The 13955-nt window shown below is 64.7% G+C and carries 14 protein-coding genes; 13 read left to right on the forward strand and 1 reads right to left on the reverse strand.

Annotated features, from left to right (window positions below; all coding sequences use genetic code 11):
- Positions 1 to 45: 45 nt before the first annotated feature.
- Together GGD63_RS23830 and GGD63_RS23835 are read left to right on the forward strand one after the other, a co-directional pair.
- Positions 46 to 3285 carry a bifunctional cytochrome P450/NADPH--P450 reductase gene (locus GGD63_RS23830; RefSeq protein WP_183245588.1) on the forward strand — a complete coding sequence of 1080 codons (3240 nt, stop codon included), beginning with the start codon at positions 46 to 48 and terminating at the stop codon, positions 3283 to 3285.
- Between the two features lie 30 nt (positions 3286 to 3315).
- Positions 3316 to 3990, forward strand: a complete 675-nt coding sequence (locus GGD63_RS23835) for a spermidine synthase (RefSeq protein ID WP_183245589.1) — start codon at positions 3316 to 3318, stop codon at positions 3988 to 3990.
- Here the strand turns inward: GGD63_RS23835 and GGD63_RS23840 are convergent.
- Positions 3987 to 4901: an alpha/beta fold hydrolase gene (locus GGD63_RS23840; RefSeq protein WP_183245590.1), complete on the reverse strand. Its 915-nt coding sequence runs from the start codon at positions 4899 to 4901 to the stop codon at positions 3987 to 3989. The genes GGD63_RS23835 and GGD63_RS23840 overlap by 4 nt on opposite strands.
- A 161-nt stretch (positions 4902 to 5062) precedes the next feature.
- Here GGD63_RS23840 and GGD63_RS23845 point away from each other — a divergent pair, with 161 nt between their 5' ends.
- The 11 genes from GGD63_RS23845 (at position 5063) to paaD (ending at position 13954) form a co-directional block, all read left to right on the forward strand.
- Positions 5063 to 5446: a hypothetical protein gene (locus tag GGD63_RS23845; protein WP_183245591.1), complete on the forward strand. Its 384-nt coding sequence runs from the start codon at positions 5063 to 5065 to the stop codon at positions 5444 to 5446.
- Entirely contained in the window at positions 5443 to 6525 is a 1083-nt protein-coding gene (locus GGD63_RS23850; protein ID WP_183245592.1) for an alpha/beta fold hydrolase, read from the forward strand. The genes GGD63_RS23845 and GGD63_RS23850 overlap by 4 nt, the downstream gene beginning before the upstream one ends.
- Positions 6522 to 7115: a GNAT family N-acetyltransferase gene (locus GGD63_RS23855; protein ID WP_183245593.1), complete on the forward strand. Its 594-nt coding sequence runs from the start codon at positions 6522 to 6524 to the stop codon at positions 7113 to 7115. The genes GGD63_RS23850 and GGD63_RS23855 overlap by 4 nt, the downstream gene beginning before the upstream one ends.
- Before the next feature lie 260 nt (positions 7116 to 7375).
- The gene (locus GGD63_RS23860) at positions 7376 to 7831 is read left to right on the forward strand and encodes a phasin (RefSeq protein ID WP_183245594.1); all 456 of its coding nucleotides are present in this window, start codon (positions 7376 to 7378) and stop codon (positions 7829 to 7831) included.
- 160 nt (positions 7832 to 7991) lie between these two features.
- Entirely contained in the window at positions 7992 to 9278 is a 1287-nt protein-coding gene (locus GGD63_RS23865; RefSeq protein ID WP_183245595.1) for a DUF445 domain-containing protein, read from the forward strand.
- A gap of 189 nt (positions 9279 to 9467) precedes the next feature.
- A complete protein-coding gene (locus tag GGD63_RS23870) occupies positions 9468 to 10238 on the forward strand; it encodes a triacylglycerol lipase (RefSeq protein ID WP_183245596.1) in 771 nt (256 codons plus the stop codon).
- A 209-nt stretch (positions 10239 to 10447) separates the two neighbouring features.
- A complete protein-coding gene (paaX, locus tag GGD63_RS23875) occupies positions 10448 to 11314 on the forward strand; it encodes a phenylacetic acid degradation operon negative regulatory protein PaaX (protein WP_183245597.1) in 867 nt (288 codons plus the stop codon).
- Positions 11315 to 11390: 76 nt separating this feature from the next.
- On the forward strand, positions 11391 to 12383 hold the full coding sequence (gene paaA, locus GGD63_RS23880) for a 1,2-phenylacetyl-CoA epoxidase subunit PaaA (RefSeq protein ID WP_183245598.1): 993 nt from the start codon (positions 11391 to 11393) through the stop codon (positions 12381 to 12383).
- 10 nt (positions 12384 to 12393) lie between these two features.
- On the forward strand, positions 12394 to 12681 hold the full coding sequence (paaB, locus tag GGD63_RS23885; protein WP_183245599.1) for a 1,2-phenylacetyl-CoA epoxidase subunit PaaB: 288 nt from the start codon (positions 12394 to 12396) through the stop codon (positions 12679 to 12681).
- Positions 12681 to 13457 (forward strand): 1,2-phenylacetyl-CoA epoxidase subunit PaaC, encoded by a 777-nt coding sequence (paaC, locus tag GGD63_RS23890; RefSeq protein WP_183245600.1) that lies wholly within the window; start codon positions 12681 to 12683, stop codon positions 13455 to 13457. Before paaB ends, paaC begins: the two co-directional genes overlap by 1 nt.
- Entirely contained in the window at positions 13451 to 13954 is a 504-nt protein-coding gene (paaD, locus tag GGD63_RS23895; protein ID WP_183245601.1) for a 1,2-phenylacetyl-CoA epoxidase subunit PaaD, read from the forward strand. The genes paaC and paaD overlap by 7 nt, the downstream gene beginning before the upstream one ends.
- Position 13955 lies beyond the last annotated feature (1 nt).

The following is a 13955-nucleotide window of genomic DNA, read 5'->3' on the forward strand; positions in this document are numbered from 1 at the left end:
TCGCAATGACGACGTTGAATATCGATGCAGGGGGAAGCGCATTTAATGTCGTCATCCAAGAACCGATTGGACCCGATCCCGCAGCCGCCGACCAAGCCAGTGGTCGGCAACATGCTGTCGCTGGACCCGGCCGCGCCCGTGCAGCACCTGACACGGCTCGCCAAGGAGCTCGGTCCGATCTTCTGGCTCGACATGATGGGTTCGCCGATCGTCATCGTCTCCGGCCACGATCTCGTGGACGAGCTCTCCGACGAGAAGCGCTTCGACAAGACCGTGCGCGGCGCGCTGCGGCGCGTGCGGGCGGTCGGCGGCGACGGCCTGTTCACCGCGGATACCAGGGAGCCAAACTGGAGCAAGGCGCACAACATCCTGCTCCAGCCCTTCGGCAACCGCGCCATGCAGTCCTATCACCCGAGCATGGTCGACATCGCCGAGCAGCTCGTCCAGAAATGGCAGCGGCTCAACGCCGACGACGAGATCGACGTCGTCCATGACATGACGGCGCTGACGCTGGACACGATCGGCCTTTGCGGCTTCGACTACCGCTTCAACTCGTTCTACCGGCGCGACTACCATCCTTTCGTCGAGTCGCTGGTGCGCTCGCTCGAAACCATCATGATGACGCGCGGCCTGCCGTTCGAGCAGCTCTGGATGCAGAAGAGGCGCAAGACGCTGGCCGAAGACGTCGCCTTTATGAACAAGATGGTCGACGAGATCATCGCCGAACGCCGCAAGAGCGCGGACGCTATCGACGACAAGAAGGACATGCTCGCCGCGATGATGACCGGCGTCGACCGTTCAACCGGCGAGCAGCTCGACGACGTCAACATCCGCTATCAGATCAACACGTTTTTGATCGCGGGGCACGAGACCACCAGCGGCCTGTTGTCCTACACGCTGTATGCGCTGCTTAAGCATCCGGACATCCTCAAGAAGGCCTATGACGAGGTCGATCGCGTCTTCGGTCCTGACGTCAACGCGAGGCCGACCTATCAGCAGGTGACGCAGCTCACCTACATCACCCAGATCCTGAAGGAGGCGCTGCGGCTGTGGCCGCCGGCTCCGGCCTATGGCATCACGCCGCTGAACGACGAGACCATTGCCGGCGGCAGGTACAAGCTCAGGAAGGGTACGTTCGTCACCATCCTGGTGACGGCGCTGCATCGTGATCCCAGCGTGTGGGGTCCCAACCCCGACGCCTTCGATCCCGAGAATTTCAGCCGCGAGGCGGAAGCAAAACGGCCGATCAATGCCTGGAAGCCGTTCGGCAATGGCCAGCGCGCCTGCATCGGCCGCGGCTTTGCCATGCATGAGGCCGCGCTCGCGCTCGGCATGATCCTGCAGCGCTTCAAGCTGATCGACCACCAGCGCTACCAGATGCACCTGAAGGAAACGCTGACGATGAAGCCGGAGGGCTTCAAGATCAAGGTGCGTCCGCGCGCCGATCGCGAGCGCGGCGCCTATGGCGGGCCTGTCGCGGCTGCGTCCTCAGCGCCGAAGGCACAGCGCCAGCCCACCACGCGGCCAGGCCACAACACGCCGATGCTGGTGCTCTACGGCTCCAATCTCGGCACCGCGGAGGAACTCGCAACGCGCATGGCGGATCTTGCCGAGATCAACGGCTTCGCCGTGCATCTCGGCCCGCTCGACGATTATGTCGGCAAGCTGCCGCAGGAGGGCGGCGTGCTCATCATCTGCGCCTCCTATAACGGCGCGCCGCCCGACAATGCCACGCAATTCGTCAAATGGCTCGGTGGCGATTTGCCGAAGGATGCTTTCGCTGGTGTACGCTACGCCGTGTTCGGCTGCGGCAACAGCGATTGGGCCGCGACCTATCAATCGGTGCCGCGCTTCATCGACGAGCAATTGTCGAAGCATGGTGCGCGCGCGGTCTATCCGCGCGGCGAGGGCGACGCGCGTAGCGATCTCGACGGCCAGTTTCAGAAATGGTTCCCGGCGGCGGCCCAGGTCGCAACCAGGGAGTTCGGCATCGACTGGAATTTCACCCGCACGGCGGAGGACGATCCCCTTTACGCGATCGAGCCTGTCGCGGTGACCGCCGTCAACACCATCGTCGCCCAGGGCGGCGCGGTGGCGATGAAGGTGCTGGCCAATGACGAGCTCCAGAACAAGTCCGGCGCGAATCCTTCCGAACGCTCGACGCGCCATATCGAGGTGCAGCTGCCGTCCAACATCACCTATCGCGTCGGCGATCACTTAAGCGTCGTTCCGCGCAACGATCCGACGCTGGTGGATTCGGTTGCCCGCCGCTTCGGCTTCCTGCCCGCCGACCAGATCAGGCTGCAGGTCGCCGAAGGCCGCCGCGCGCAATTGCCGGTCGGCGAGGCCGTATCGGTTGGCCGCCTGCTCAGCGAATTCGTGGAGCTGCAGCAGGTGGCGACCCGCAAGCAGATCCAGATCATGGCCGAGCACACCCGCTGCCCCGTCACCAAGCCGAAGCTGCTGGGCTTTGTCGGCGAGGAGGCCGAGCCGCTCGAGCGCTACCGCACCGAGATCCTGTCCAGGCGCAAGTCGGTGTTCGACCTGCTGCTCGAATATCCCGCCTGCGAATTGCCGTTCCACGCCTATCTGGAAATGCTCTCGCTGCTGGCGCCGCGCTATTACTCGATCTCGTCCTCGCCGTCGGTCGACCCGGTGCGTTGCAGCGTCACGGTCGGCGTGGTCGAAGGCCTGGCCGCCTCCGGCCGCGGCGTCTACAAAGGCATCTGCTCAAACTATCTCGCCAACCGGCGCACGGGCGATACGATCTACGCGACCGTGCGCGAGACCAAGGCGGGCTTCCGGCTCCCGGATGATCCATCCGTGCCGATCATCATGATCGGCCCAGGTACGGGGCTCGCGCCGTTCCGCGGTTTCCTGCAGGAGCGCGCGGCGCGCAAGGCGAAAGGGGCCACGCTCGGCCCGGCCATGCTGCTCTTCGGCTGTCGCCATCCCGATCAGGATTTTCTCTACGCGGACGAGCTGAAGGCGCTGGCGGGCGCCGGCATCACCGAGCTGTTCACGGCGTTCTCGCGCGCGGACGGACCGAAGACCTATGTGCAGCATGTGCTCGCCGCACAAAAGGACAGGGTGTGGCCGCTGATAGAGCAGGGTGCAATCATCTATGTCTGCGGCGATGGCGGCAAGATGGAGCCCGACGTGAAGGCCGCGCTGGTCGCGATCCATCGCGAGAAGAGCGGCGGCGATGCCGCCGCCGGCGCACGCTGGATCGACGAGATGGGCGCGAAGAACCGCTATGTGCTCGACGTCTGGGCGGGTGGATGATTGTTCGACCGATCGTGCTAAAGCATTCCCATGATTCCCTGGGAAAAGATCGACACCGCCAAAATCCCCGGCTCCGACGAAGAACTCCGCCTGATGCGGCGGGGCAAGGAGTTTTCGATCAAGCTCGGTAGCAACGAGCTGATGAACAGCCGTCTGTCGGGCTCGGAAGCAGCGCTGGCGACGCTCGCCGCGAAGCAGATCGACAAGGTCGCCAAGCCCGTCGTCCTGATCGGCGGTCTCGGCATGGGCTTTACGCTGCGTGCGGCGCTGGCCGTGCTCGGAGATAAGGCGAAGATCGTGGTCTCCGAGTTGGTCCCGTCGGTCGTCGCCTGGGCGCGAGGCCCGATGGCGGAGGTCTTCGGCGACAGCCTCGATGATGTCAGGGTCAGCATCCGGGAGACCGACGTCGGCGAGATCATCCGCGCGCAGCGCGCGGCGTTCAACGCCATTCTGCTCGACGTCGACAACGGGCCGGAGGGGCTGACCCGGAAGGGCAATGATGCGCTCTATGGCGCGAGCGGGTTGCAGGCCGCGAAGATGGCGCTGCGGCCCGGCGGCGTGCTCGCCGTCTGGTCCTCGGGACCGAACCCGGCATTCACCAGGCGCCTTCGCAGCGCCGGATTCGACGTCAACGAAGTCAACGTCCGGGCGACCGGCCGAGGCGGTGGCGCGCGCCACGTGATCTGGATGGCAAGGAAGAGTTAAGCCGCCCGCACTGCCGCGCCATGCGCGTGCTTGTCGATGGCGCCGATGATCTCGGGCCAGAAGCGCATCGGCAGTGCGTGGCCCATGCCCGGGATCATCAACAGCTTGGCGTTCGGAATTGACGCCGCTGTGTCCTTGCCGCCCTCGGGATGGACCAGCGGATCGACGGTGCCGTGAATGACGAGCGTCGGCGCCTTCACGGCGTGCAGCCGCTCCTTGCGGCTGCCGGAGGCGAGCACGGCGCGGAGCTGCCGGCCGACGCCGGCCGGATTGAGCCCGCGCGCAAACACGCGCTCGGCACGGTCAGGGTCGAGCGCTTCCTCTTCCGGAAACGATCCGGCGCGCAGCACCTTCCAGGTTTGGCCGTAGCGGACGATGAACTCCTCCTTGCTGCGCGGCGGCGGCGCCATCAGCATCGCCGCGGCGTCGCGGGTCGGGGGCGGCACGCGCGGATTGCCCGTGGTCGACATGATCGAGGTCAGCGAGCGCACGCGCTGCGGAAACGACAGCGTCACCTCCTGCGCGATCATGCCGCCCATGGAGGCGCCGACCAGATGCGCCGACTTGATGCTGAGCGCATCCATCAGGCCGATCGTGTCCTTGGCCATGTCGATCAGCTTGTAGGTTGCGGCCACGGGAATCCTGAGGAAGCGCAGCTTCAGCAGCTCAAGCGGCGTCAGCCGCTTGCCGCCGGTGAGATGGCTCGACTTGCCGATGTCGCGATTGTCGAAGCGGATCACGCGAAAGCCGCGCGCGGCAAGCTGCTCGCAGAACGCATCGTCCCAATGGATCATCTGCGCGCCGAGCCCCATGATCAGCAACAGCGGCTCGGCATTGTCGTTGCCAAAAATCTCGTAGCAGATGTCGATGCCGTTGGTGCGGACGGTCTGGGGCGGCTGATGGGCGGTCACGGGTCCCTCCTGCTGATCGATGCTGTATCGCACGGTTTGCCGCCGCAAAGAAGCGCATGCGCGACGACGCGCCCGCTGCTTGCCGGTTGACCGGCCCCGCGCAACGGTGTGGTATGGCGAAAAAGAAGGGCATCGCAGCTCTCGATACCAGGAGGACGCCGATGACCGACAAGACCAATGACCCGGTCGCCATGTGGCAGAAGATGATGGGGGAGATGGAGAAGGGGTTCAATTCCTTCGCCAACCAGGCCATGTCGTCGCCAGAATTTTCTCAAGCGCTGAATCGAGCCGGCGGCGTTGCTGCAGGTGCTCAGAAGCAGCTCGGCGATCTCATGGAGAAATATCTCGTCGCGATGAATCTGCCGAGCCGGGACCAGGTGACGGGGCTTGCGGAACGGCTGCAGTCCATCGAGGGCCAGCTCAGTGAGATGAAATCGATCCTGACGCAGATGGCGGCAAGTTCCGGAATCTCGCAAAGCCTCGATGCTGCGCCGCGGCCGCCGCGCACCAAGCGGCCGCCCTCCGAAAACGGAGGACAGACATGAACGCGCCGGCGGGACTTGATTTCGCGTCCATCCCGGAGCGCATCCAGTCCGAGGTGCAGCGCGCGATCCAGCGCAGCATCAAGGGCGTCGAATATTTCTCGACCTCGGGTCCTTCGCTCGGCTCGACACCGAAGGACGTGCTGCATTCGCGCGGCACCATGAACCTCTACCATTATCGGCCGATGTCGGACGAGATCTATCGCGTGCCGGTGCTGATTGTGATGGCGACCACCAACCGCGGCTACATTCTCGACCTCGTACGCGGCCAGAGCTTCATCGAGTTCCTGCTGAAGCGCGGCTACGACGTTTACATGCTCGACTGGAGCGCGCCGCGGCCGGAGGAGAAGAGCCTGCGCATGGAGGACTATGTCCTCGACTTTATCCCGGATTGCATCCGCCGCGTGCAGGCCGATTCCGGCGAGCAGGACGTCTCTTTGATCGGCTATTGCTTCGGCGGCGTGCTGTCGCTGCTCTACGGCTCGATCCACAAGGACGGGCCGATGAAGAACCTGATCTGCTTCACCACGCCGATCGATTTCCGCGAGATGAAGCTGTTCTCGAACTTCTCCGACCGCCGCTATTTCGACGTCGACCACCTCGTCGACAGCGTCGGCAACGTGCCGCCGGAGATGATCCTGTCTTCGTTCGAGATGCTGCGGCCGGCCTCGCGCACGGTAAGCCAGATCCAGCTCTGGGAAAACATCTGGAACGACGAGTTCGTGAAGTCGTACCGCATGTTCGACCGCTGGGCGACCGACACGCTGCCGCTGGCGGGTGAATATTTCCGCACCATCACCAAGGACCTGATGTGGGACAACAAGCTGTTCAACGACACCATGTCGGTCGCCGGCCGTCCGGCCATGCTCGAGAACATCACGGTGCCAATCCTGCATGCGGTCGCCGAGCACGACCACATCGTGCCCTATGACGCCGCAAAACACCTGATCGCCAAGATCGGCTCGGCGGACAAGGACGAGGTGATCCTGAAGGGCGGGCACGTCTCGCTCGTCGCCGGCGCCAACGCGGTGAAGCGGCTGTGGCCGAAACTGGATTCCTGGCTGGGGAAGAGATCGACATGAGCGAGCAGCGTTCCTATCCACGCCACGTCAAGACCGACGCGGGCGATATCGAGATCCGCCTGATGTCCCCCGCGGACGAGGCCGCCGTGCTGGCCTTCGGCAAGGGCCTGCCGACCCATGATCTGCTGTTCCTCCCCCGCAACATCAGCGAGCCGAAGGTGCTGTCGGCCTGGGTCAAGGAGATCGAGCGCGGCGCGATTCAGAGCCTGCTCGCGGTGAGCGCGGGCAGGGTTGTCGGCTGCGGCACGCTGGTGCGCGATCCACACTCCTGGTCGCCCCATGTCGGTGAGATCCGCATGGTGGTTTCGCCCGACGTGCGCGGCAAAGGGGTGGGCAAGGCGCTATCGCAGGAGACCTTCGCTCTCGCGCTCGGTGCCGGGCTGGAGAAGCTCTCGGTCCAGATGACGGTCGACCAGCAGGCGGCGATCGCCCTGTTCGAAAGCCTCGGCTTCAAGGCCGAAGCACTGCTGAGGGACCATGTCCGGGACGTTGAGGGCAAGACGCACGACATCGTCGTGCTCGGGCACAACATCGCGCAGGTCCAGGCCCAGATGGAGGCCTATGGGCTGCCAGGCGCCGTCCAGCACTAGGAGCGCCGTCCAGCACTAGGAGCGCCGTCCAGCGCTGAGAGGGCCGTCCCAGCATTAGGTCCGGATCGGTTCGATTGTCGGGACTAATTGGCTAGGGAGGCATCAGGATGCCTCTCGTTGAGGCTTTTCACGACTTCGTGATACCGCAGTGCAATACGAATATTGCATCGCACAATTAACCGTGCCATATACGCCGTGCCCCGGGCCAACGTGGACGGGGTGAGCCCATAGCTCAGACCATTGAGGATGGAGAGAACCCCATGACCACTGAAACCAACACCGCTTTCGAGGGCTTCAAGGACGCTTTCAAGAACATCCAGAACCTGGAAGTTCCCGAGGCCGCCCGCGAATTCGTCAAGAAGACTGCCAACACCGCCAAGGACCGTGCTGCCGAGGTGTTCGCTGGCTCCGAGCGCGTGACCGCCGCCGTCGAGAACGCGGTGACCGAGTCCGTCACTGAAGCCGGCAAGATCAGCCGCAACATCCAGCAGGCGATCTACGAGGACGCCGAGGCGTTCTTCTCGGGTATCGACAAGCTCGCGTCCGCCAAGTCGGTCAGTGAAGCCGTCGAGATCCAGTCGAGCCTGCTCCGCGCCCGCGGCGAAGCGTTCGTCTCGCGCGCCAAGGCGACCGCCGACTATCTCGGCAAGCTCGCCGCCAACGGTGCGAAGTCCGCTCAGGACAACTTTGCCAAGGTCTACAACAAGACCGCCTGATCCGGCGCCTGAGTAGAAACTGAATTTAAGGCCCGCTTCGGCGGGCCTTTTGTTGTGTGCCGCCGTCATTGCGAGCGAAGCGAAGCAATCCAGAGTCTTCCCGCGGAGGCAGACTGGATTGCTTCGCTTCGCTCGCAATGACGAGTACTGTGACGCAGTCATGAACGCACCCGCAACCTTTTCCTTCGACACCCCCGGCGATGCCGAACGCGCGGCCGAGCTGCGCCGCGTGAAAGCGCTGGCGACACTGGTGCTGGCCTCGACGCTCGCCCTGTTCATCGTCGCGAAATGGCTGCTGCCCGTGCATCCCGTGTTCGGCTTCATCGCAGCCTTCGCGGAGGCCGCGACCATCGGCGGGCTCGCCGATTGGTATGCGGTGGTTGCGCTGTTCAAGCGTCCGCTCGGCCTGCCGATCCCTCACACTGCGATCATCCAGAGCAACCAGGCCCGCATCGCCGACAAGCTCGGCGAATTCATCCAGGTGCATTTCCTCGAGACAGGTCCGGTCGAGGCCAAGTTGAACGAGATCGATTTCGGCTCGTTCGTCGCCGATTGGCTGCGCGACCGCAAGCGCAGCGACGACCTCGCGCGTTTTGCGCTGCGTCTGCTGCCGGAAGCCGTCTCCGCGACGGAAAGCTCCGGCCTGATGACCTTCATCATCCGCCGCATGTCCTCGCAGCTCCAGGCGATCGACCTCGCGCCGCTCGCGGCCGGCACGCTGCGCGGCTTCGTGGCGGAAGGGCGGCATCAGATCCTGTTCGACGATCTCCTGCGCGTGATGCACGAGACCTTGAACCAGAAGGAGACGATGGCGATGATCCGCGAGAAGGTGCGCGCGGAGTTGCCGACCCTGCTGCGCCTCTATCGCGCCGACAAGTTTCTGGTGAACAAGATCGTGGCCTCCGCCACCGCATTCTTCAACGAGGTGCGCAGCGATCCCAAGCATCCGTTCCGCGGCGAGTTCGACCGCATGGTGCTGAGCTTCGTCGACCGGCTCGGCACCGACCAGGCCTATATCGACCGCATCGACGGCTTGAAGCGCGATCTGCTGGCGCGGCCGGAGCTTGCCGATCTCGCCCGGACGGTATGGGCCAACACGCGCTCCTTCATCGAGCGCAGCGCGAGCGGCGAGACGCAGGTGCTGCAGCATCATCTCGCCGGCATGTTCGTCTCCGCGGGCGAAGCGCTCGCCGGCGATGCCGAGCTGCGGGGCGAGATCAACAAGGGTCTGGTGACCGTGCTGCGCAGCTTCGTCGCCGACCAGAAGAGCGGCGTCTCGACCTTCATCTCCGACCAGGTCAAGGCGTGGAATATGACGCAGCTGATTTCGCTGATCGAAATCAACATCGGGCGCGACCTGCAATACATCCGCTTCAACGGCTCGCTGATCGGCGGGCTCGCCGGGCTCGCGCTCTACTCCGTAGAATTCCTGCTTCGATTGTTGTGACTTTTGCGTCACGGCCGTTGGCATTAACGCGCGAGCCTATTGTCGCGCCGCATCTCTCCCGCTTGAATGTCCGGAGCCGGCCACCTAGCTGATTCATGTTGCGCTGCGGAACGTTCAAGAAGCCGGCGTATTGGAATTCATGCCCATTTGCCGGCGTCGCAGTCGGCGCCTTCTCCAGGGGAAACATTGATGACCGCTACTGCCCAGACGCTGCGTCCGCCGTCCCGTACCCTGATGTTTCTGGAAGGGCGCGCAATCCATGAGTTCGGTGCATTCCTCGGCGCGCTGCCGCTGCTGAGTCTTGCGCCGCGCGGCGACGGGCATCCGGTGCTGGTGCTCCCGGGCCTCGTAGCGTCTGACGCGTCCACACGCGCGCTGCGCACGTTCCTGACCAGCAAGGGCTATGCGGTGAGCGGCTGGCGCCAGGGCCGCAATTACGGCCTGCGCGAGGGCGTGCAGCACGCGATGGTCGACCTTGTCCAGGAGCTCAGCGACACGCACGGCCGCAAGATCAGTCTGGTCGGCTGGAGCCTCGGCGGCCTCTATGCGCGTCAGCTCGCCAAGATGATGCCCGAGCGCGTGCGTCAGGTGATCACGCTCGGCAGCCCCTTCGCGGGCGATCCCCGCTCGACCAATGCCTGGCGGGTCTATGAATGGGCGAGCGGCCGCAAGGCCGACGAGGTCGATCCGCGCTTCGGCGGCGAGCTCGCCGTCCCGCCGCCGGTGCCGACCACCGCCATCTTCAGCCGCACCGACGGCGTCTGCGCCTGGCAGGGCTGCATGGAGAAGTCGGGTGCACAGACCGAGAGCATCGAGATCGAGAGCAGCCATTGCGGCATGGGGCACCATCCGGCCGCCGTCTATGCCGTGACCGACCGTCTCGCGCAGAATGAGGGCCAGTGGCGCCCCTTCGACCGCAGCGGCTGGCGCAGCCTGGCCTATCCCGACCCGCATCGGTAGCTTCTTTGCCTCTCCCCCCTGCGGGGAGAGGCCGGAATTTGCGAAGAGCAAATTCCGGGTGAGGGGGACTCTCCACGCGTCCAACTCTCACCGAATTCGCGGAGGCTCCCCCTCATCCCGACCTTCTCCCCGCAAGCGGGGAGAAGGAGAAGAGGAAGCGTCGCTCCCGTCCATTGTCGCGGCCGCATCAAACGCGCTATGCCTCGCGCATGGCGCATCCGCTCTCCCGCATCATCGACCAGCTCAAGCGCGAACCGTCGCGCACCGGCTCCATCGTCATCACCGTGTTCGGCGACGCCATCGTGCCGCGCGGCGGCTCCGTGTGGCTGGGCACGCTGCTGGAATTCTTCGAAAGCCTTGATATCGACAGCGGCGTGGTGCGCACCGCGATGTCGCGCCTTGCGGCCGACGGCTGGTTGACGCGCGAAAAGGTCGGGCGGAACAGTTTTTATCGTTTGGCCGACAAGGGCCGGCAGACGTTCGAAGCTGCCACGCGCCACATCTACGATCCGCCGCCGTCGGATTGGACCGGGCGCTTCGAGTTGCTGCTGATCGGCAATGGCGAGGACCGCGACGCCTCGCGCGAAGCGCTGCGCAATGCCGGTTTCGGCAGCCCGCTGCCGGGTGTGTGGGTCGCACCGTCAGGCGTGCCGGTGCCGGATGAGGCTGCGGGCGCGATCCGTCTCGAAGTCTCCGCGGAGGACGACAGCGGCCGCCGTCTGCTCAGCGCGAGCTGGCCGCTGGACCGCACCGCGGACGCCTATCTGAAGTTCATGAAGACGTTCGAGCCGCTGCGCGCCGCGATCGCGCGCGGGACAGACTTGTCCGAAGCCGACGCCTTCACGGCGCGGATCCTTTTGATCCACTACTACCGCCGCGTCGTGCTGCGCGATCCCCTGCTGCCGGAGAGTCTTCTTCCGGCGGACTGGCCGGGCAGGGCCGCCCGCGCGGTCTGCGGCGAAATCTACCGCGCGCTGCTTGCGCCGTCCGAACAATGGCTTGATGGCCACGGAACCAATGAAAAGGGATCGCTGCCGCCGGCGCGAAAGCTTCTGGAACGGAGGTTCGGCACCTGATCTTTATGTTACAGAAATATCTTGCATGACGTAATTTTTGTTATATATTGGCTCCCAATAAAACGGGAGGATGCGCATGTACACCCAGGCGCTGAACACGGTCGAGACCGCTGATCGCGGTCTGGAGGACGCAGGTAAAGCTGCGCAATTCCAGGCCCGCATCGATGCCGAGGAGCGTATCGAGCCGAACGACTGGATGCCGGCGGCCTATCGCAAGACGCTCACCCGCCAGATATCCCAGCACGCGCACTCCGAAATCGTCGGCATGCTGCCCGAGGGCAACTGGATCACGCGCGCGCCGACCTTGCGCCGCAAGGCCGCGTTGCTCGCCAAGGTGCAGGACGAGTGCGGCCACGGGCTCTATCTCTACGCTGCCGCCGAGACGCTCGGCTCATCGCGCGAAGAACTGGTCGACGCGATGCTCGCAGGCAAGGCCAAGTATTCCTCGATCTTCAACTATCCGACGCTGACCTGGGCCGACATCGGCACGATCGGCTGGCTGGTCGACGGCGCCGCGATCATGAACCAGATCCCGCTGTGCCGCTGCTCTTACGGGCCCTATGCCCGCGCGATGATCCGCGTCTGCAAGGAAGAATCGTTTCACCAGCGCCAGGGCTACGAGATCATGGTGACGCTGTGCCGCGGCTCGGACGAGCAGAAGGCGATGGCGCAGGACGCGCTGAACCGCTGGTGGTGGCCGGTGCTGATGATGTTCGGCCCGCCGGACGCGACGAGCCAGCACAGCGACACCTCGACGAAGTGGAAGATCAAGCGCTTCTCCAATGACGAGCTGCGCCAGAAATTCGTCGATGCCACCGTGCCGCAGGCGCAATATCTCGGCCTCACCATTCCCGATCCCGGCATGACGCAGGACGCCGACGGGCACTGGCGCTACAGCGAGATCGATTGGACCGAGTTCAAGCAGGTGCTCGCCGGCAATGGCCCTTGCAACCGCGACCGCATGGCCGCGCGCCGCAAGGCGCATGACGAGGGCGCCTGGGTGCGCGAGGCGGCAGCCAGCTATGCCGCCAAGCGCGCGCAGCGCCAGACCGCGCAAGCCGCCGAATAGGGAGATCACAATGGCCACGCCGAACACGCTGCTGTGGGAAGTCTTCATTCGCAGCCGCAACGGGCTCGCGCACAAGCATGTGGGATCGCTGCATGCGAGCGACGCGACCATGGCGCTGCAAGCCGCCCGCGACATCTACACCCGCCGCGGCGAGGGCCTGTCGATCTGGGTCGTCCCGTCCACCGCGATCACCGCCAGCGATCCCGCCGAGAAGGGCATGATGTTCGAGCCGGCGGAGTCGAAGATCTACCGGCATCCGACGTTTTACGAAGTGCCTGAAGAAGTGGGGCACATGTGATGGCGGTCGCCAACATCCAGGTCTCCGAAACGCCGCTGGTGCTCTACGCGCTGCGCCGTGCCGACGATGCGCTGATCCTCGGTCACAGGCTGTCAGAATGGTGCGGGCACGCGCCGATGCTGGAAGAGGACATGGCGCTCTCCAACATCGCGCTCGACCTGATCGGCCAGGCGCGCGAGCTCTATTCCTTTGCCGCCACGGTCGAAGGCAGGGACAATGACGAGGACAAGCTCGCCTATTTGCGCGACGTACGGCAGTACCGCAATCTGCTGCTGGTCGAGCAGCCGAACGGCGACTTCGCCCAGACCCTGGTGCGGCAGTTCTTCTATTCCGCGTTCGCCGATCTCTATTGGCGCGCGATGATGAATTCGCGCGATGCGACGCTGGCGGCGATTGCCGCCAAGTCGGAGAAGGAGAGCGCCTATCACCTGCGCCACGCCTCGGAATGGATCATCCGGCTCGGCGACGGCACGGGTGAGAGCCACGCGCGTGCGCAGACCGCGATCGATCATCTCTGGGCCTTCACCGGCGAGATGTTTGCCGTCGACGACGGCGAACGCGCCCTGATCCATGCCGGCATTGTTGTCGATCCCGGGAGCTTGCGCGGTCGCTGGCTGACGACGCTCTCGGATGTCACCCGTGAAGCAACGCTCACACTGCCGCAGAACGAGTGGATGCAGCAGGGCGGCCGCTCCGGCCGCCACAGCGAGCATCTCGGTCATCTCCTGTCGGAGCTGCAATCGATGCAGCGAACTTTTCCGGGGCTGACATGGTGACGGTGCTCGAGCGCGACAACGCGCTACGCCAGCGCGCCTGGGATGCCGCCGCGAACGTGGTCGATCCGGAAATCCCGGTGTTGAGCATTGCCGATCTCGGTGTGCTTCGCGATGTCGTTTTCGACGGCGATCATGTCGAAGTCGCGATCACCCCGACCTATTCGGGCTGCCCGGCCATGAACATGATTGCGCTCGAAATCGAGATCGCGCTGGAGCGCGCCGGTTTCCATCAGCCCAAGGTGCGAACCGTGCTGTCGCCGGCCTGGACGACAGATTGGATGAGCGAGGAGGGCCGCCGCAAGCTACGTGCCTATGGCATCGCGCCGCCGCAAGCCTCGAGCTCGCGCCGCGCGCTGTTCGGCGAGCAGGCCGTCGTATGCCCGCAATGCGGCTCGGACAAGACCGAGCTGCTGTCCGAATTCGGCTCGACCTCCTGCAAGGCGCTGTGGCGCTGCAAGGCCTGCCGCGAACCCTTCGACTACTTCAAGTGTCATTGAC

It is taken from the genome of Bradyrhizobium sp. cir1 (assembly GCF_014198245.1).
Taxonomy (GTDB): domain Bacteria; phylum Pseudomonadota; class Alphaproteobacteria; order Rhizobiales; family Xanthobacteraceae; genus Bradyrhizobium.

What these genes read in the sequence shown, in the direction of transcription:
- GGD63_RS23830 (WP_183245588.1), top strand. Translation starts at nt 46, where the DNA reads ATGTCGTCATCCAAGAACCGATTGGACCCGATCCCGCAGCCGCCGACC.
- GGD63_RS23835 (WP_183245589.1), top strand. Translation starts at nt 3,316, where the DNA reads ATGATTCCCTGGGAAAAGATCGACACCGCCAAAATCCCCGGCTCCGAC.
- GGD63_RS23845 (WP_183245591.1), top strand. Translation starts at nt 5,063, where the DNA reads ATGACCGACAAGACCAATGACCCGGTCGCCATGTGGCAGAAGATGATG.
- GGD63_RS23850 (WP_183245592.1), top strand. Translation starts at nt 5,443, where the DNA reads ATGAACGCGCCGGCGGGACTTGATTTCGCGTCCATCCCGGAGCGCATC.
- GGD63_RS23855 (WP_183245593.1), top strand. Translation starts at nt 6,522, where the DNA reads ATGAGCGAGCAGCGTTCCTATCCACGCCACGTCAAGACCGACGCGGGC.
- GGD63_RS23860 (WP_183245594.1), top strand. Translation starts at nt 7,376, where the DNA reads ATGACCACTGAAACCAACACCGCTTTCGAGGGCTTCAAGGACGCTTTC.
- GGD63_RS23865 (WP_183245595.1), top strand. Translation starts at nt 7,992, where the DNA reads ATGAACGCACCCGCAACCTTTTCCTTCGACACCCCCGGCGATGCCGAA.
- GGD63_RS23870 (WP_183245596.1), top strand. Translation starts at nt 9,468, where the DNA reads ATGACCGCTACTGCCCAGACGCTGCGTCCGCCGTCCCGTACCCTGATG.
- paaX (WP_183245597.1), top strand. Translation starts at nt 10,448, where the DNA reads ATGGCGCATCCGCTCTCCCGCATCATCGACCAGCTCAAGCGCGAACCG.
- paaA (WP_183245598.1), top strand. Translation starts at nt 11,391, where the DNA reads ATGTACACCCAGGCGCTGAACACGGTCGAGACCGCTGATCGCGGTCTG.
- paaB (WP_183245599.1), top strand. Translation starts at nt 12,394, where the DNA reads ATGGCCACGCCGAACACGCTGCTGTGGGAAGTCTTCATTCGCAGCCGC.
- paaC (WP_183245600.1), top strand. Translation starts at nt 12,681, where the DNA reads ATGGCGGTCGCCAACATCCAGGTCTCCGAAACGCCGCTGGTGCTCTAC.
- paaD (WP_183245601.1), top strand. Translation starts at nt 13,451, where the DNA reads ATGGTGACGGTGCTCGAGCGCGACAACGCGCTACGCCAGCGCGCCTGG.